This is a genomic window from Olivibacter sp. LS-1 (assembly GCF_008245145.1).
GTDB classification, from domain to species: Bacteria; Bacteroidota; Bacteroidia; order Sphingobacteriales; family Sphingobacteriaceae; genus Olivibacter; species Olivibacter oleidegradans.
This window is the reverse complement of record NZ_CP041643.1, coordinates 1,043,990-1,062,331: the sequence shown is the minus strand read 5'-3', so window position 1 is coordinate 1,062,331 and position 18,342 is coordinate 1,043,990. Positions and strand designations below refer to the sequence as shown.

The 18,342-nt window shown below is 41.1% G+C and carries 13 protein-coding genes and 2 tRNA genes; 12 read left to right on the top strand and 3 right to left on the bottom strand.

The genetic code is table 11. The features are described 5' to 3' along the window. Nucleotides 1-145: 145 nt before the first annotated feature. On the bottom strand, nucleotides 146-1,336 hold the full coding sequence (gene kbl / locus FKG96_RS04240) for a glycine C-acetyltransferase (RefSeq protein ID WP_130854540.1): 1,191 nt from the start codon (nucleotides 1,334-1,336) through the stop codon (nucleotides 146-148). A 181-nt stretch (nucleotides 1,337-1,517) separates the two neighbouring features. Between kbl and FKG96_RS04235 the strand changes: the two genes are divergently transcribed. The 5 genes from FKG96_RS04235 to FKG96_RS04215 all read left to right on the top strand — a co-directional run bounded on the left by FKG96_RS04235 (nucleotide 1,518) and on the right by FKG96_RS04215 (nucleotide 7,374). Next, complete coding sequence (locus FKG96_RS04235) at nucleotides 1,518-2,003, top strand: DinB family protein (RefSeq protein WP_130854541.1); 486 nt, start codon at nucleotides 1,518-1,520, stop codon at nucleotides 2,001-2,003. Nucleotides 2,004-2,131: 128 nt separating this feature from the next. Continuing rightward, nucleotides 2,132-4,591, top strand: a complete 2,460-nt coding sequence (locus FKG96_RS04230; RefSeq protein ID WP_165446900.1) for a DUF5686 and carboxypeptidase regulatory-like domain-containing protein — start codon at nucleotides 2,132-2,134, stop codon at nucleotides 4,589-4,591. Nucleotides 4,592-4,738: 147 nt separating this feature from the next. Beyond that, on the top strand, nucleotides 4,739-6,271 hold the full coding sequence (gene xseA / locus FKG96_RS04225) for an exodeoxyribonuclease VII large subunit (protein ID WP_130854543.1): 1,533 nt from the start codon (nucleotides 4,739-4,741) through the stop codon (nucleotides 6,269-6,271). Nucleotide 6,272: 1 nt separating this feature from the next. Further along, nucleotides 6,273-6,491, top strand: a complete 219-nt coding sequence (gene xseB / locus FKG96_RS04220) for an exodeoxyribonuclease VII small subunit (RefSeq protein WP_013664745.1) — start codon at nucleotides 6,273-6,275, stop codon at nucleotides 6,489-6,491. A gap of 22 nt (nucleotides 6,492-6,513) precedes the next feature. Next, the gene (locus tag FKG96_RS04215) at nucleotides 6,514-7,374 is read left to right on the top strand and encodes a TraB/GumN family protein (protein WP_130854544.1); all 861 of its coding nucleotides are present in this window, start codon (nucleotides 6,514-6,516) and stop codon (nucleotides 7,372-7,374) included. 67 nt (nucleotides 7,375-7,441) lie between these two features. On the opposite strand, the gene FKG96_RS04210 is transcribed toward FKG96_RS04215, so the two are convergent. Next, nucleotides 7,442-9,586 (bottom strand): prolyl oligopeptidase family protein, encoded by a 2,145-nt coding sequence (locus FKG96_RS04210; RefSeq protein WP_130854545.1) that lies wholly within the window; start codon nucleotides 9,584-9,586, stop codon nucleotides 7,442-7,444. 160 nt (nucleotides 9,587-9,746) lie between these two features. Between FKG96_RS04210 and FKG96_RS04205 the strand changes: the two genes are divergently transcribed. Then, the gene (locus FKG96_RS04205) at nucleotides 9,747-12,422 is read left to right on the top strand and encodes a glycoside hydrolase family 2 TIM barrel-domain containing protein (RefSeq protein WP_130854546.1); all 2,676 of its coding nucleotides are present in this window, start codon (nucleotides 9,747-9,749) and stop codon (nucleotides 12,420-12,422) included. A 190-nt stretch (nucleotides 12,423-12,612) separates the two neighbouring features. Continuing rightward, entirely contained in the window at nucleotides 12,613-13,362 is a 750-nt protein-coding gene (locus tag FKG96_RS04200; protein WP_130854547.1) for a UDP-2,3-diacylglucosamine diphosphatase, read from the top strand. A 117-nt stretch (nucleotides 13,363-13,479) separates the two neighbouring features. Here FKG96_RS04200 and FKG96_RS04195 read toward each other — a convergent pair whose 3' ends face one another. Beyond that, complete coding sequence (locus FKG96_RS04195; protein ID WP_130854548.1) at nucleotides 13,480-14,766, bottom strand: sugar MFS transporter; 1,287 nt, start codon at nucleotides 14,764-14,766, stop codon at nucleotides 13,480-13,482. Between the two features lie 133 nt (nucleotides 14,767-14,899). On the opposite strand from FKG96_RS04195, the gene prfA reads away from it, so the two are divergent. From prfA to rplM, 5 genes are all read left to right on the top strand, one after another. Further along, nucleotides 14,900-15,973 carry a peptide chain release factor 1 gene (prfA, locus tag FKG96_RS04190; protein WP_013664739.1) on the top strand — a complete coding sequence of 358 codons (1,074 nt, stop codon included), beginning with the start codon at nucleotides 14,900-14,902 and terminating at the stop codon, nucleotides 15,971-15,973. A gap of 70 nt (nucleotides 15,974-16,043) precedes the next feature. Then, a tRNA-Asp gene (locus tag FKG96_RS04185) sits at nucleotides 16,044-16,117 on the top strand. A 51-nt stretch (nucleotides 16,118-16,168) separates the two neighbouring features. Further along, nucleotides 16,169-16,242 (top strand) — tRNA-Asp (locus tag FKG96_RS04180). 155 nt (nucleotides 16,243-16,397) lie between these two features. Then, nucleotides 16,398-17,762 (top strand): MATE family efflux transporter, encoded by a 1,365-nt coding sequence (locus FKG96_RS04175; RefSeq protein ID WP_130854549.1) that lies wholly within the window; start codon nucleotides 16,398-16,400, stop codon nucleotides 17,760-17,762. A gap of 131 nt (nucleotides 17,763-17,893) precedes the next feature. After that, complete coding sequence (gene rplM, locus FKG96_RS04170) at nucleotides 17,894-18,337, top strand: 50S ribosomal protein L13 (protein ID WP_013664737.1); 444 nt, start codon at nucleotides 17,894-17,896, stop codon at nucleotides 18,335-18,337. The last annotated feature ends 5 nt before the right edge of the window (nucleotides 18,338-18,342 follow it).

Sequence of the window (18,342 nt, the reverse complement as noted above, 5' to 3'; positions counted from 1 at the left end):
TCTTTATAAAATAAACAAAGCCCAGCCAATGGGCCGTTTATTTTTTGCAAACTTAGATAAAATGCTCGAAATTCACGAACAGCAGCGAAGCACCGGCCTTCCTGTTTGCATTAATTAATTCCATACAATTATCAATTTATCTTAACTAGTTAATTACACCCAATTGCTTTCCTACCTTGGTAAAAGCGGTGATTGCTTTGTCTAGATGTTCCTGTTCATGAGCAGCAGATAATTGCACGCGGATCCTGGCCTTTTCTTTAGGAACAACAGGATAATAGAATCCGATTACATAGATCCCTTCTTCCAGCATTTTAGCGGCAAACTCTTGTGCTAATTTAGCATCGTAAAGCATCACCGGAACAATGGGATGGAATCCAGGCTTAATATCAAATCCCGCTTCCGCCATCTTCTCTCTAAAGTACTTGGTATTGTATTCTAGTTTATCCCGTAATGCCGTCGTTTCGCTTAACATATCCAGAACTGCGATAGAAGCGCCAGCAATGGCCGGTGCCAGTGTATTGGAAAACAAATAGGGTCTTGAACGTTGACGAAGCATATCGATGATTTCCTTTTTCCCCGAAGTAAATCCGCCGGAAGCACCACCCAAGGCTTTTCCCAAGGTCCCTGTAATAATATCAATGCGGCTCATAACACCAAAATGCTCGTGTGTACCTCTTCCTGTTTTACCGATAAAGCCCGTGCAATGCGATTCGTCAATCATAACCAAGGCTTCGTATTTATCCGCCAAATTACAGATCTTATCCAGCGGAGCGACCACCCCATCCATCGAGAAAGCACCATCGGTAACAATAATACGATGTCTAGCGCCTTTTGCAGCAATTAATTGCTTTTCCAAATCCTCCATATCCGCATTCTTGTATCGGAAACGTTGTGCTTTACATAGGCGAACGCCGTCTATAATAGACGCATGATTCAATTCATCAGAAATGATGGCGTCTTCTGCTCCAAATAACGGTTCAAAAACACCCCCATTCGCGTCAAAGGCTGCCGCATACAGAATGGTATCCTCCGTCCCAAGAAACTTAGCTATTTTTGCCTCCAGCTCTTTATGTATATCCTGTGTCCCGCAAATGAATCGTACGGAAGACATGCCGTAACCATGTGTGTCTATTGCTCTTTTTGCAGCATCAATAACTTTTGGATGAGACGAAAGCCCTAAGTAATTATTCGCGCAAAAATTCACAACTTCCTTGCCTCCACTTACTTTTATATCCGCGCCTTGAGGAGTCGTGATAATACGTTCCCGCTTATATAAGCCTGCCTCTTCTATTTCGGCCAATTCTTTTTGCAATACAGGTTGAAGTGTTTTATACATAAATTCAGTGATTTGCGGTAAAAATACAGATTTAATGATAAAAGCTGAAAAGATGATAGAAATGATTATCTTTCGGTAATCGATCTAAACATATAGCGACTCCGATTAGCTATATGTTAAATCTGTGCCGGATTTTTTATCTTTGGAATACTGTAAACCATTATATTTTAAGCCTTATTTTATGAGTAATCTGTTAATACAAAATCTAGTAAAGCAATTACAGGATGTTCAAGACGGTGACCTATGGTTAGATGAAAACTTCATAAAAAAAATTGATACATTAACACCGGAGCAGGCGCTCACTCGGCCCATTCCCGATATACACAGTGTTGCCGAAATCGTTTCACATCTGTTGGAATGGAGAAGGGATTGTATCCGTAAGTTGCAAGGCCAAAAAAGCACATTGACCATAGAAAGCAACGAAAACTGGCGTTCGAACAATGAGTTAAAGCAGATAGGATGGAAAAAACTGAAAGATGATTTTTATGCTTCTCAATACCACTTGATACGCTTGATTGAAATACGGGATGATGCCTTTCTCGCTCAGGAATGCGGCACATACACCTTTCAAGCGCTGTTGGAAGGGATGATACATCACGACCTTTACCATTTAGGCCAAATAGGAATTTCCATTAAACTACTAAAAGTTAACGGCCTTTTAAAATAAAACCCGGTCTAACCTGCTCATCTCGTTATATCGGGTTTAGCACGTAAACCCTTATTAACATACTTTAACAAAAATAAATGTAACCTTTCAGGCTTGCAGACCATCTTAAGAGCATATCTCATATGCTGATGAATCGAATCGTTACCCTTATTTTCTTTCTGTTTACAAATATTGCCGTAGCTCAACAACTAACTTTAAAAGGATCGATACGCGATGCCGATGGCTTTCCGATACCATTTGCGACTATTGTTAAAGAAGGCTCTTCGATTGGCACCTCGGCAAATAAAGAGGGACATTTTAACCTATCGCTACCGGAAGGCCGGCACCAATTAAGTATTTCGGCAGTGGGCTACAAGCAAAAAACAATCACCGTGAAACCGCCTCAACACGACAGTCTTATCATTCACTTAGATGGGGAGATTTACACATTACAGGAGGTAGTTATCGGAAACCGGGAAGACCCCGCTTATTCCATCATTAGAAAGGCAATAAAGAAAAGGCCCTATTATTTAAAAGAAACAGGCCCCTATCACGCACATGTATATATAAAAGGCTTGCAACGTTTAATTAAAGCACCAAAGAAATTCTTTGGTGTTGATATGAACGAGATTGGAGAAGAAATTGGCCTGGATTCTGCAAGAAAAGGCATCATTTATTTATCTGAATCGGAGTCCAAGATTACCGTCAATCCGCCCAAGGATTTCAAGGAAGAGATGATCAGTTCCAAAATTTCAGGCGATAATAAAGCCTTTAGTTTCAATAGGGCCTCTGAGCTTCAACTTAATTTTTACGAGAACTACCAACATATTGTTGAAGGTTTGAGTAACAGGCCCTTTATTTCTCCCATTGCCGATAATGCTTTAGCATATTATCGATATCAATATCTAGGCACCGCAGAAGAGAAAGGGAAGACGATTATCAAAATTAAAGTAATTCCTAAAAGAAAGGCAGAGCCACTTTATAAAGGCAATATATATATTATTGAAGGTGAATGGCGTATTCATAGTGTGAATTTTCTACTTGATAAGGAGTCGAGCATCAACTTTGTCGATTCGTTGAATCTCAAACAGCTTTATACAGAAGTAACGGAAAACAAATGGATGCCTTCTAATATCCAATTGGATTTTAAGGCTGGTCTACTTGGCTTTCAAGTTGGTGGTTATTTTACGGCTATTTATCAAAACTATACCTTTATCGATGCGCCCGATAAGAGACTTTTTCGGGAGGTATTATCTATAAGTGGAGACGTGAATAAGAAAGACAGCCTGTATTGGGCGAAGAACAGGCCAGTTCCATTAAGTCCGGAAGAACAAAAAGACTATATAGCAAAAGATAGTTTATATCGTTTTCATCAATCGAAAGCGTATTTGGACTCCATCGACAGAAAGAATAATCGCTTCAAACCACTGACATTTCTAACGAGTGGGTATAACTACCGCAATCGTTATAAGAAAGAATCCATTCGCTTTAACGGCCTCTTAACATCAATGCTCTTTAATAGCGTTGAAGGTTTGGCGATTAATTACGGTATAAATTACAATCGACAACTCGACAGCGGGCTAAATCGATATTTTCGTATAAATGGACGCATTCGATATGGATTTGCAAACAAACACCTCAATGGTATCGTGAGCACGGATCTTCCTGTTAAGAATCAAACCTTCGTACTATCTGGCGGTAGGGATGTCCTCGATCTAAACAACCAGGGTTCACTTCCCACTTTATTAAATAGCCTGTACACCTTATTTGTCGGGGAAAATTATCAAAAACTCTACGAAAAAACCTTTGCTTCCATAGCGTGGAGCAATACCTTGCCGGGCAATATTAAAATCAGCCTGCAAGCGGAATGGTCAAACCGCCATTGGCTACCCAATGCTAGCGGATTTACGTTCCGGGATCGTAATTCAAATAAGCTTACCTCCAACAATCCCTTACAACCGGACGCCGACGTTCCGCTTTTCACAGACAATAAATCCACAAAAGTCCGGGTCGGTTTAAGTTATGACTTTTCAAATCGTTATGCCATGTACCCAACGGGCAAACGTTATCTGGTTTCTAAATATCCAACCTTTGGTATCCAATATACTAAAGGCATTAAGAATGTCTTAGGCTCAGATGTCGATTACGATTTGCTTACCACAAGTGTTCAAAAAAACAATATGGGCCTAGGTCTATACGGCAAGGTGTCCTTTTCAGTTAGCGCTGGAAGCTTTTTTAACAATAAGCAACTTTTTTATCCGGATTACAAACACTTTAATGGAAATAGAATCTTACTCGTTGACCAGCAGCTAAGTTCCTTTTTAGCCTTAGATTATTATCAGTACAGCACCCCTTCCAATTTCGTGGAAGCCCATATGGAGTATAATCTCGGCGGTATGTTCGTCAGTAAGGTGCCCCTATTACGAAAGCTGAAGCTTGAAGAGCTTATTGGATTGCATTACCTACACACGTCTGAATTAAGTAATTACAGTGAATTGCATGTTGGTTTACAATGGAAAATGATCCGACTAATGTATGCGCATTCAAGAAGTGCTGCCCAGCCCCTCAATCAAACAAATACATTAAGGATAGCCTTAAAACTATTTTAGTGGGGAGGTCGTTAGTCGAAGCGTACTTCATACAATCGACGCTTTTAGACTGGTATTTCTGCAAGCTATTTAAGAATCTACACTATAGCGTAGTGTAAAAAATCAACTCCTCTTCGCGAATGTCGTGCATTTTATCTAAGTTTGAGTATGCCCGAAATAATTGCAGATAAAACTATCTTTTCATTGGCGGAGGTAGCTCGCAGCATCCAAAAGACAATAGCAGACCGCTATAAAAGCTTGTATTGGATAAAGGCTGAAATGAACAAACTAAATCACTATTCTCATTCAGGTCATTGTTATCCCGAGCTGTTGGAGAAGCTAGAGGGAAAGGTCATTGCAGAAATTCGGGCAACATTATGGAAAAGCGACTATGAGCGTATTAATCAGCGTTTTGTCGAAATCATTAAAGAGCCATTAAAGAATGGGATCAATATACTTTTACAAGCATCAATTAGCTACGATCCTGTACATGGATTGAGCCTACATATTGTCGATATCGACCCTTCGTACTCGTTAGGAGAATTGGAACGAGAAAAACAGGCCAGTATTGCTTTGCTGAAAGAAGAGGGCCTTTTTGAGGCAAACAAACTGTTGCCTTTTCCTTTACTGCCTAAACGTATCGCCATCGTTTCGGTAGAAACGAGTAAAGGCTTAGCCGATTTTTTAAAGATTATCGATCATAATTCTTTCGGTTATCGTTTCGAGTACGAGTTGTTCCCGGCTCTTTTGCAGGGTGAAAAATCCGTGATCTCCATCATCGATCAGCTAGCCAAGATCCGTTTACAACTGCAACGTTTTGATGTCGTTGCGATCATAAGAGGAGGTGGAGGAGAGGTTGGTTTAAGCTCTTACAACAATGTGTTATTAGCGAAAGCCATTGCCACTTTTCCTATCCCTGTAATAACCGGAATTGGCCATGCGACCAATGAGACCGTTTCAGAGCTAGTTGCCTATAAAAATGCCATCACGCCCAGCGCGTTGGCTGATTATCTTTTACAACATTTTCACAACTTTGCTCGCCCGGTAACCTATGCGGAACAGGTACTTCGATTGAAAACGCAGCAGCTCTTCGATAATCAGCAACAATTGCTAAATAACAACATCCGCTATTTTAGAATGGCGAGCTTGAATATGTTACATGAAAACAAGCATCAATTAGCGAATTTACGTAACCGTACACTTCAACAAAGCAAATATCAACTGGCCCAGGAGAAAGGATCGTTTCAACGCCTTAAAAGCCAATTATCCACGCAGTCAAAGCGCACTTTAATGGAAGAAAAACAGGCCATCACTTTTCTAGGACAACGATTGAAACGTGAGAACCTCCATTTAAGCAAGCGTTCAAGACAGGTAATTCGGCAAATCAGAGATCAACTAATCCGCCAAAGCCATCAGATCGCAAAAAAGCACCATGCAGCTCTCACAACATTACATAAAAATCTAGCACCTGGCACCAAGAGATTATTAGTGGAAGCGACTAAATCACTGGACAATCAAGAGCGCCACCTATCTATACTCGACCCACAACATGTACTGAAAAGAGGGTATAGCATCATGCTTTTTCAGGGAAAAGCTGTAACTGATGCGCAGGTCTTGAAGGTGGGCGATAAGGTAAAGACGATTTTAGCATTTGGCGAAACAGATAGTCAGGTTACTTTTGTAAACGAAATAAAGAAATAAAATGGATAAGCAATTAAGCTATACATCAGCATTTGAAGAACTTCAGACAATCGTGGAAGAAATCGAAGATGGAGAAATTACGGTAGACGAGCTTTCAAACAAAGTGAAGCGTGCGGCATTGTTAATCAAAATCTGCAAAAGTAAACTAACTGAAACCGAAGCAGACGTCAATAAGATTTTGGAGGATCTGGACAATGAAAATTTGAAGGAAGATGAATAGAATGCATCAAGAATAAAATGTTATGAAACGATTTGTTCTATTAATCGGGCTCCTATGGTTTTCTTTCGTTATTACATCGAAAGCACAAACATCAACAGATCGGACGACGCTTTGGGAATTCACGGGAAATGGCCTTTCGACCCCCTCTTACCTGTTTGGCACTTTCCATCTTTTATGTCCGGATGATTTAATTTTTACAGAGGCCCTCAAGCAAAAGCTCGAAGCAAGTCAACAATTATACCTTGAGCTGGATTTTTCGGATCCTCAGATCGGTATGAAAATGATGGAAAATATGCGCATGCGAGGCAAGACATACCATGATTTATATGATAGCCTAACCTATCGCCAGGTAAGTGACAGCCTGGAAAAAATAGCGCATATTCGTCTGGAAACGCTAAATAACATGAAGCCCTTTGGCCTATATTCCATTGTTTTAATGGGTGCATTACAATGTCAGCCCGCTAGCTGGGAATTGCAATTGGTGGATTTAGCAAAAGCCAAAGGTATGAATATCGCCGGCTTAGAAACGGTAGAGAGCCAGGCTGCGCTTTTTGATACGATTCCTTATAAAGTTCAAGCAGAACAACTAAAAGAAATGGTATTTAATTTGGACAGCACGGCTACGGAAATAAACGAGCTTATCAACCTTTATAAAAGCCAGGATATCCACACCTTGCACAGTCGAACGATAACTGATCCGCTCATGCAGGATTATTTAGACCTAATGCTGTACAATAGAAACGCCAATTGGATTTCCATTATAGAAGAAAGTGCAAAATCTCAAGCCACCTTCTTTGCTTTTGGGGCTGGTCATTTGGCTGGGGATAAAGGTGTTATTAATCTTTTGAGAAAAAGAGGGTACACAGTAAAACCCGTGTATTGATAAACAAAAGAGGGGAGCTAAAAACGAATTTTTAGCTCCCCTCTTTTATTAGTTCTATATTTCACATTTATTCGCTATACCCAACCCCCATATTCTGAAACATAAAAGCCCATTTATCGGCTTGTTCCTGAATAATCATAGCTGTTGGTTTACCTGCACCGTGTCCGGCCTTCGTTTCGATTCGAATCAATACCGGATTGGTTCCCTTATTGTATTCCTGCAAGCGCGCCGCAAATTTGAAACTATGAGCAGGCACAACTCGGTCGTCATGATCGGCTGTTGTTACCATCGTTGCCGGGTATTCAATCCCTTCTTTTAATGCATGATAGGGCGAATATTTATACAAATAATCAAACATTTCTTTATTATCATCCGCGGTTCCGTAATCGTAGGCCCAACCAGCGCCGGCCGTAAATTTGTGATAACGTAACATATCCAGAACACCCACCGCAGGGAAGGCGACTTTATATAAATCCGGTCGTTGCGTCATAGCGGCGCCGACAAGTAAACCACCATTGGATCCACCGGAAATTGCCAGACGCTCTTTTGATGTATAGTTTTCTTTAATGAGGTATTCGGCGGCGGCTATAAAGTCATCAAACACGTTCTGTTTCTTCAATTTAGTTCCTGCTAAGTGCCATTTTTCTCCATATTCGCCGCCGCCACGCAAATTGGCTACTGCATAAACACCTCCTTGTTCCAACAATAAAACTGTTGATACACTAAAGGAAGGCGTTAGACTGATATTGAAGCCGCCATATCCATATAACATCGTTGGATTGCTACCATCAAGTACGATCCCTTTTTTATAGGTTATAATCATCGGAACCTTCGTGCCATCTTTAGAGGCATAAAACACCTGTTTGGATTCGTAATCCTCAGGGTTGAACAACACATCGGGCTTTTTGTATATTGTCGACTTACCGGAAGCTATATCATATTTGAAAATGGTGGGTGGATATACATACGATGTAAATGAATAGTAAAGCTCCTTTTCGGTCTGTTTTGCCTCAAAGCCATTGGCCGTACCAAGTCCAGGTAATTCTACGATTCGCTCTTCTTTGCCACGCCTATCAAATTGTTTTACTAAAGACGTAGCATCTTTTAAGTAAATGGCGAACAATTTGCCGCCGCCTTTCTTTATGTTCAGCACATTTTCGGTTTCCGAGATCAAATCTTTCCAGTTGGCGGGTTTTGGATCGTTAATATCAACTGTTACCACTTTATAGTTTGGTGCCCCCAAGTTTGTTAAGATAAATAGCGAGTCTCCTTCGTTATCGATTATGCTGTGTTCTTTGTCAAAATTATCTACTACCTGAACGATTTTAGAATCCGGCTTGCTTAGATCCTGGATATACAATTCATTGCCACTTGTGGTATTTGCTGCCGTGATAACCAAAAACCTTTCATCCTCAGTTAAATAAGCCCCGATATATCGCCTCGGCGTACTTTCGCCACCAAAAATCAGTTCATCTGAACTTTGGGGAGTGCCTAGTTTATGGAAATACAATTTATGATATTGTGTCAAACCCGACAGCGCGCTCCCCTCTTTCGGTTTGTCATAGCTACTGTAATAGAATCCTTCATTGCCTTTCCAAGCCAAGCCTGAAAATTTAACATCGATCAATGTATCACCTACGACTGATTTATCTTCTGCTTTCCAAACAATTACTTTGCGCCAGTCGGAACCGCCTTCTGAAACCTGATAGGCTACTAAACTTCCATCTTTACTGAAATTGATATCTGCCAAAGATGTGGTTCCGTCGGCCGAAAATTTATTGGGATCCAAAAACACCTCACTCTTACCCTCTTTTTCTTCTCGGTATATAACCGATTGATTTTGGAGTCCGTCATTCTTAAAGTAGTATGTATAATTGCCTTCTTTGAAGGGAGCCGATATTTTCTCGTAATTCCACAATTTCTCCAAACGTTGCTTGATGGCGTCTCGGAAGGGAATCTGAGAAAGGTAGTCATTTGTCACTTCGTTTTGGGCTAACACCCATTCTTTGGTATCCACCGCTGTATCGTTCTCCAACCAACGGTATGGATCAGGAACTTTCGTGCCAAAATGATCGTCAACAAGATCAATCTTTTTTGTTTTTGGATAAGGCTTTAATTTCATAGCTGTAGCTGGTTCGATGGTTTTTTGATTATTGTTGCATGCCATCAAAAAAGATGCTAGCAGCAACAATCCTGAGTACGTTTTTACCATGTTGAATAAATAAAATTTACATTGTGAATTATTTGTTCAATATTACAAATAAAAAAGCCTCTTTTGAATACGGAATCGATTCCTTTCCTTATTTTTACAATAAATCCTTAGGTTTGCCAAGGAAAAAGCTTCCGCCAAACTGTTTTAATAAAACTTACAAATGAATACCGCTATACCGTCGACTAAAACGATTTATTTACTAACTCTTCTCACGCTTTTCTCCTTATTTTCCTTTGCACAATCATACGAATTGAACAAAGGTTGGATATTCAGGAACTACAAAGAAGTATCCTTGTCGGGTGAGAAACTTTCTGATCCTTCTTCAGTCATTCAAGGCTGGAAGCCGGCCACTGTACCGGGAACAGTATTGACCGGTATGCTGAACAATCAGGAGATTCCGGATCCTTTTTTTGGCATGAATAACAACAAGATCCCGGATATTTATACAGTTGGCAGGGATTATTACACCTATTGGTTCGTGAATGATTTTGAAGAAGGCATTCCAACCGGCGATAAACAGGTATGGTTGCATTTTAGAGGAATCAACTATAGTTGTGAAATCTTTCTCAACGGTAAAAAAGTGAATACTAAACCCTTCAAAGGGATGTATATCCGCAAGCGATTCAATATTACAAAGCTCCTTGCTTCAAATGGCAAAAACAGGTTAGCCGTCATTGTGTACCCACCTGACGTTGTAGGCAATCCAAATGGCGGACAAGGCGGAGATGGCACCATCGCCAAAAATGTTGGGTTACAATACACTGCTGGTTGGGATTGGATTAAACCTATACGGGATAGAAATACCGGCATATGGGATAAAGTAACGATTGAAAAAACGGGTGCTATTTCCATTATCGATCCCCATATCATTACGGAAGTTCCCGGAAAAAGGGAAACCAGTGGCATCCAGCAACCTGCCATTATTAAAGTTTCCACAACTTTGCGCAACGCGGCCAATAGACCTATAAGTGGCGCGCTGCAGTATCGCTTAGATGGACAATTAGTTAAGCAAAGTGTTACTCTTCGTCCTCAGGAAGAAAAGGAAATAAAACTCCCGGATTTAATCTTAAAGAACCCAAAGTTATGGTGGCCATCGAATTATGGACAACCCTATTTGTATCCCATGGAGCTAAGTTTTGTACCCAATGCAGCCAAAACCACTAGTGATAAAAAAGATCTGAAAATAGGTATCCGGGAGATTCAAACCTACTGGAATCCACATACACGTAGCCGGGAGGTAGCGGTTAACGGTCAAAAAATATTCATCAAAGGTGGCAATTGGATCATTTCAGATGCGATGCTTCGCTTCTCAAAAGAACGTTATGACGCCGAAATTCGCTTTCACCGGGATATGAATCTAAATCTTATTCGAATTTGGGGTGGTGCGTTGGTGGAGCGACCGGAATTTTACGAAGCTTGCGATCGTTATGGGCTACTTGTCTTTCAGGATTTTTGGATGTCCGGCGATTGTAACGGACGATGGGAAGATCCATTGAAGAAAGACGATCAATGGACAAGGCGACAATACCCGGATGACCATCAATTATTTCTTGAATCTGCTGCCGATATGATCAAAATGATTCGAAACCATCCCTCTTTAGCATTTTATTGCGGTGGTAACGAAATCACACCTCCTGATGATATTTTAGTTCCACTCCGGGATTCCATCTTGCCGAAATTGGATGGCACCAGATGGTTTGTTGATTATTCCAATTCAGATGCTATGTCGCAAAACGACATTGGTGGGAACGGCGATGGCCCATACGGAATACAGGACATCAAAACATTTTGGGCTGATAAAACCTGGCCCTTTAATTCGGAAGTTGGCTCCGTTGGTGTGGGCGACCTGGAATCATTGAAGCGATTTTTACCGGAAGAAAATCAAATTGCACCCTTATTCACGGGCTTTAACGCCGAGGGTCGAGTACAGGAAACCGTAGACTCGGTTTGGCAATATCACACCTATATTGGCTATGGTGAACATATAGCGCCTTATGGAAAAACAAACAATTTGGAAGATTTCGCAAACAAGGCGCAACTAGTCAATTATAATCAATACAGGGGCCTGATGGAGGGCTTCAGTGCCCATATGTGGGATTGGTATACGGGTACAATCATCTGGAAGACGCAGAACCCCTGGACTTCCTTGCGCGGTCAAATGTACGACTATTACCTCGATCCAAATGCTGGTCTTTATGGCTTAAGGAGTGGCAGCGAACCATTACATGCTATGTATAATCCAGTAGACGGTTTTGTTTCCATTGTCAATAACCATTTTGAAAAACGTAACAATATAATGCTTGTTATTCATGCATACGACATGCAAGGGAAAGCTTATCCAATAACAAAGGTATTTGCATTTATGGAACCTTCGTCTGTTAAAAAAATCATGTCCATCAAAAAGCAAATCGACGAATTGGCAAAAGACAAAGGGGCTTTTTTGCGTCTACAGTTAATGGATGCAGGGCAACACCTATTAAGCGACAATTTCTATTGGTTGCCTGATGCGAAAGGTTATTATAGCGGTTTAACAGATATGGCCAACTGTAAGCTCGATATTAAAGTCAAACAAATCACACCTGGAGAATATGCGGTCACACTGGCCAATAATGAACACGATAATATTGCCTTTTTCAACCGGCTTGCTTTGGTCGACAATCTTACACATCAACGGATCTTGCCAACTTTTTATAGTGACAATTATTTATCGGTAGTCCCCGGTGAAAAAAAGACGGTCATGATAAGTGTTGATCCTGCGCTAACTCGAGGCAAACAAGTTGTTTTGACAAACGCAGGTTGGAACGTGAAACAAACAGCGGTACTGATTTCCGAATAACAGCTCACTGTAAAACGAAGGTTTTATTTCTTTCTCGCTTTGGCTTGATAATTTTTAGTTTCATCTCACTTGCCAAAAACTTGATTAAGGGAAGCCTTCCTATAATCTTAGTCTATTATACAGATAAGCAGAAGCCATATCCCAAAAGCAAGCTTTTTAAATAAGCTTGCTTTTGGTTACCTTCGCGTCGATGGTAGAAAACAAAAAGATATATTTCGCCTCCGATTTTCACCTAGGCGTGCCAACCTATGAGAAAAGCCGTGAACGGGAGGCCCGACTGGTTCGCTGGCTTGAATCCATTAAACATGATGCCGCCGAGCTTTACCTTTTGGGAGATATTTTTGATTTTTGGTTCGAATATGCAACAGCCGTACCGAAAGGATTTGTTCGCTTTTTAGGCAAGCTCGCAGAATTAGCAGACAGCGGAATCAAGATCACGTTCTTCAAGGGCAATCACGACATGTGGATGTTCAGTTATCTTCAAAAGGAGCTTGGGGCTAAAATTATAGCAGACGAATTGGTTATTGAACGGCAAGGAAAGCGTTTTTATCTGCATCATGGAGATGGCCTGGGCCCAGGGGACGCTAAATACAAGTTTCTTAAAAAATTCTTTAGAAGTAAATTTTGCCAATGGCTCTTTGCCCGCATTCACCCCAATCTAGGAATTGGTATCGCGCTGCGGTGGTCGCAAAACAGTCGAATCGCCAATAATAAGAAAGAATGGCGCAAGGAAGCTGAACAAGAATGGCTGATTGTATATTCCAAAGAAGTATTACAAAAAGAACATTTCGATTATTTGGTTTTTGGTCACCGGCATCTACCCTTAGACATCGATCTGGGGAACAACAGTCGATACATTAACCTTGGCGAATGGGTAAACTACAACACATATGCTGTTTTTGATGGGCATAATTTGGAACTAAAAACATTTGAAGGGTGATAGGTAACACGATAGCTTTACATGGTTACGGCCTTAACCGAATATCCGGCGCCACTACCAGCCTATTAGCAGATAGTGACGCCTCCTTATCATTTTCATACGTTAACACATTATTCGCTATATATCCGCTTGCAAGGCGGGTGGTGTTTTTATCTTTTTTCTCGACCGCAGATATAAAACCAATCCGGCAAAAATAATGGTCAATACAATGGGGATAACGAGTGTAATTCTAATTACCTCCGGTCCTGCTAAACTTTTAGCCTGATTGAGTGCCTGATTCATCGATGTCCCTTCCGCTGCACTCAAATAGGTAGCAAGATCAGCACCGGCAGGAAGGTAATTTAGTACCAACCCATCGTAAAAGTTCCCCATAAAAATACTATAAATAGATACGGCGAACATTCCGGCGCCTCCCATTAGATTTAATCCTAATGCGCCGGATTGAGGAATATGTTCTGCGACGAAGCCGATCATCGTTGGCCAGAAATAACAAACCCCTATACCAAAAACAATAGCCGCAAAAAATATAGCATTACCGGTTAAGGTACTGAGAAGGTATAGGCCTATTGCCGAAACCATTGCTGATAAAAGCAACACACCCTGTGGCGACAAGCGATGTACGATAGGTCCTGCCAAACCTCTCCCCACTACCATTACACCGGTAGTAAGTGTTAATATGAGGATGGCATTATTTGTTAAATTTTTCAACAGCACGTCTATCCATTGCCCGGTAAACAACTCAGTTACTGCCGTACCAAACATACAGATCAACATAACGATAAATAGAGGAGATAGTACCGCTTTGTACATATCGGTTGTAGAATATCCGGAAGCCACACGCTCTGTAACCGGAAATTTTAAAGAGGAAAACAGATAACCATAGACTAGGGTAGGAATGATCATAATCGCCACCTGCCACTGCCAGCCAATTTCCAGCGTATTCAACAATAAAACGATGAGGGTACCAATAACGATCCCACCAGGGAACCACAAGTGAAAATGGTTCAATTTAACTGTTTTATTATCAGTATACAGTGAAGCAACCAAGGGATTACATGCCGCTTCAACCGTACCATTAGCAATACCTATCAGTAGTGTTGAAATAAACAGTGTCCAATAACCGGCTGCAAATACCGTTAATAATATTCCTGACAAATGCAGTATAAAGGCTACCACTAGTAGCTTTTTCATTCCGATAGCATCCACCACAAAACCGCCGATAATAATCGCCAGGGGGAAACCCCAAAATGCAGACGCCGTAATGACACCTAGTTCCGCTGTGCTCAAATGAAAATCGATAACTAGCTGATTCATGATACCTGCCCTTATACCAAAAGAAAGAGAGGTTACCAGCAAAGCTAAACAGCTTGCTACAAAAAGTTTGTTGCGTTCAATCGCTTGCATAATAAGGCTTTTAAGTTTATAATTACCCAAAAGTAAGTTTTTTTGGCTAACTATCGCAATTGCATATGAAAAGCATTTTATCTAAGTTTGTAAACTTTTTGCCCAACGGGGTGAAAAAGCAAATCATACTAGTATGTTAGAGAAGTTAGAAGCGATAAAATTACGTTGGGAAGAAGTAGAACGTGAATTGAGCAATCCGGATACGGTAAACGACATGAAGCGTTTTGCAAAGCTTAACAAAGAATATAAAGACTTAGGTAAAATCGTTGATGAATATTATATCTACAAAAATATCATCAGCAATATAGAAACCAATAAGGATATACTAGCCAATGAGAAGGATCAGGAACTGAGGGAGATGGCCAAAGAAGATTTAGATGCCTTACTTGTTCAGAAAGAAGAAAAAGAAGAAAAAGTAAGACTTATGATGATTCCCAAAGATCCGGAGGATGCCAAAAATGCCATTTTCGAGATCAGAGGGGGGACCGGTGGGGACGAGGCTGCTTTATTCGCAGGTGATTTATATCGTATGTATACTAGGTATTTTGACCAGAAAGGGTGGCGGGTCGAAGTAATGGATGTTACGGAAGGTACTGCAGGAGGATATAAAGAAGTTATCTTAAAAGTAAGTGGTGAAGACGTTTATGGCCAATTAAAATATGAATCAGGCGTACACCGCGTACAGCGCGTACCGGATACGGAGACTCAAGGCCGAGTACATACTTCAGCCGCTTCTGTCGCAGTACTACCCGAAGCAGAGGAGGTGGATGTGGAAATCAATCCTGCTGATATTGAAATGCAAACATCCCGCTCGGGAGGTGCCGGTGGTCAGAACGTTAATAAAGTAGAAACGAAGGTGCAATTAACGCACAAACCTTCGGGGATTGTAGTTGTATGTCAAGTAGAGCGCTCGCAGCTAGCGAATCGTGAGCTAGCGATGGAGATGTTACGGACTAAATTATACGAACTGGAAGTACAAAAGAAACACGGGGATATTGCGGCCAAACGGAAAACGATGGTATCTACCGGCGATCGCTCGGCCAAAATACGCACCTATAACTATCCCCAAGGGCGGGTAACCGAGCATCGTATTGGTTTGACCATGTATAACCTTCCGGCTATTATGGATGGTGACATTCAGGAAATTATCGATGCGCTTCAATTTGCTGAAAATGCTGAAAAAATGAAAGAAGGCGGTCTCGAATAATTTTTTTAACAAAAAGATTTTAATTTTAAAAAAACGCGCTATATTTGCAGTCCTCAAAAGAGGGGAAGTAGGTCCGGTAGTTCAGCTGGTTAGAATACATGCCTGTCACGCATGGGGTCGCGGGTTCGAGTCCCGTCCGGACCGCTGAGAAGAAAGCAATAGGCTTTTGAAGTTCTTTATAAAATTTAATGTTTAGGTCCGGTAGTTCAGCTGGTTAGAATACATGCCTGTCACGCATGGGGTCGCGGGTTCGAGTCCCGTCCGGACCGCTTTCAATCTCTGCTTATTTTATGCAGGGATTTTTTTTTCTCCTATTTTTCTCCCGAGTATAAAGATAATGGATAGGAGAAACGTCATCTTACAATAAAACTGAGGTCATATAATACGCTTGTTGTTACAACAAGCTTTTTCTTTTTCTATCAATATGCACGGATTAGGATTGCTTCGTAATGAGGCGGGCAAGACTTTGAAACTTGCAGGCCCTATAATTTTAGGTGAATTGGCACAAATGGCATTAAGCCTTATCGATACTGCCATGGTCGGCTCTGTTAGCTATAAGCAACTTGCAGCTGCGGCATTGGTAATGAGTGTCGTGAACATCCCTTTTGTCTTAGGGATAGGCATGACGATGTCCGTTTCTCAAATGGTAGCCATGGCCCACGGGCGAAATGACGCCCAAAAGGTCTCTCATTATTTATACAATGGGTTTATCCTTTGCTCATTTACGGCCATCATCATTTCACTCGGATTAGAATGCAGCAAAGATATCTTGTTCCACTTAAAGCAGGATCCGGAAGTAGCCGAAATGGCCGTCCCTTTTTTAAGAATTATCGGAATATCCATTATTCCCATGATGCTGTTCATGACCTTAAAACAGTTCACCGACGGCTTGGAATATACACGAACAGCCATGACGCTATCCCTTATTGCTTTGCCTCTCAATGCATTTCTTAACTGGCTACTGATTTTTGGAAATTGGGGGCTGCCAAGGCTAGAATTGGTAGGAGCGGCATGGGGAACCTTAATTACCAGAACGCTTATATTTTTAGCATTAACCTTTACAATCCTTAAACATAAAACTTTTAAACGTTACATGGCCGCTGGTCGTACACACTGGAAATTCAGTTGGCATACGATCAAAGAATTGCTGAGGATCGGTATACCCAGCAGTTTACAAGCCGGTATGGAGGTTGGGGTTTTTGCTGTTTCCGCTATATTGGTTGGTACCATTGGCGCTGTCGAACAAGCAGCGCATCAGATAGCCATGAACTGTGCCGCTTTTACCTTTATGGTATCCATGGGATTGGCTCAAGGAGGTTCGATCCGCGTAAGCAATGCTTACGGTCGAAACGATTGGAACCATATTCTGACTATTGGCAAGAGCAGTATCCTGACGGCGCTTTGTTACGGCGTTCTCTGTTTTGTAATTTTCATATCCTTTAACGACTTTTTACCAATGCTTTTTAATGATAATGTAGAAGTGGTAAAATTAGCTTCCTACTTACTGATCTTTGCTGCTATTTTCCAAATATCCGACGCCACGCAGGCGATCTCCGTTGGACTATTGAGGGGAGCGAAAGATGTGAAAATTCCGACCTTCCTGGTAGGTATTGCATATTGGGTAGTGGGTTTGCCCATAGGCTACTTCCTGGCCTTTAATTTAGATATGAAAGCTCCAGGTATCTGGACAGGCTTAATTATTGGCCTCAGCTTAGTGTCCATTTTTTTATCAATACGATTTTTACGATTGAAAAAACATATTGCAATCACGGACGGTATGTCGTTGTAAAAAGAGAAAACTTACTCAGTATCAATATATTTTTTAATAATATTTTTAAAATACGAATTTTTCTGTCTACCTTTGCAGTCCTTTAAAATAAGGAAAAAAGTATATTGTTTAATTAATTCAAAATCAAGCAAGTGAATACGTTAAGTTACAAAACTGTCTCAGCCAACAAAAACACCGTTAACAAAGAATGGATCGTTGTTGACGCTGAAGGTGAGATTTTGGGGCGCTTGTCATCTCAGATTGCCAAGGTAATCAGAGGTAAGCACAAGCCTACGTACACCCCACACGTAGACTGCGGAGATAACGTCATTGTTATTAATGCAGACAAGATTAAGTTGACAGGAAACAAATTAGGCGAAAAGCAATATGTTTCTTACACTGGTTACCCAGGTGGTCAGCGTTTCATTTCTCCCAAAGAATTATTGGCAAAGCACCCTACCCGTGTGATTGAGAAGGCGGTACGTGGCATGCTTCCTAAAAATCGTTTAGGTCGCGCTTTGTACAGAAATTTATTTGTGTATGCAGGTCCTGAGCACCCTCACGCGGCACAAAATCCTAAAACAGTTAAATTCTAAAGAGA

Coding starts and splice junctions, on each gene's coding strand:
- kbl (WP_130854540.1), bottom strand. CDS start 1,336: ATGTATAAAACACTTCAACCTGTATTGCAAAAAGAATTGGCCGAAATA.
- FKG96_RS04235 (WP_130854541.1), top strand. CDS start 1,518: ATGAGTAATCTGTTAATACAAAATCTAGTAAAGCAATTACAGGATGTT.
- FKG96_RS04230 (WP_165446900.1), top strand. CDS start 2,132: ATGAATCGAATCGTTACCCTTATTTTCTTTCTGTTTACAAATATTGCC.
- xseA (WP_130854543.1), top strand. CDS start 4,739: ATGCCCGAAATAATTGCAGATAAAACTATCTTTTCATTGGCGGAGGTA.
- xseB (WP_013664745.1), top strand. CDS start 6,273: ATGGATAAGCAATTAAGCTATACATCAGCATTTGAAGAACTTCAGACA.
- FKG96_RS04215 (WP_130854544.1), top strand. CDS start 6,514: ATGAAACGATTTGTTCTATTAATCGGGCTCCTATGGTTTTCTTTCGTT.
- FKG96_RS04210 (WP_130854545.1), bottom strand. CDS start 9,586: ATGGTAAAAACGTACTCAGGATTGTTGCTGCTAGCATCTTTTTTGATG.
- FKG96_RS04205 (WP_130854546.1), top strand. CDS start 9,747: ATGAATACCGCTATACCGTCGACTAAAACGATTTATTTACTAACTCTT.
- FKG96_RS04200 (WP_130854547.1), top strand. CDS start 12,613: ATGGTAGAAAACAAAAAGATATATTTCGCCTCCGATTTTCACCTAGGC.
- FKG96_RS04195 (WP_130854548.1), bottom strand. CDS start 14,766: ATGCAAGCGATTGAACGCAACAAACTTTTTGTAGCAAGCTGTTTAGCT.
- prfA (WP_013664739.1), top strand. CDS start 14,900: ATGTTAGAGAAGTTAGAAGCGATAAAATTACGTTGGGAAGAAGTAGAA.
- FKG96_RS04175 (WP_130854549.1), top strand. CDS start 16,398: ATGCACGGATTAGGATTGCTTCGTAATGAGGCGGGCAAGACTTTGAAA.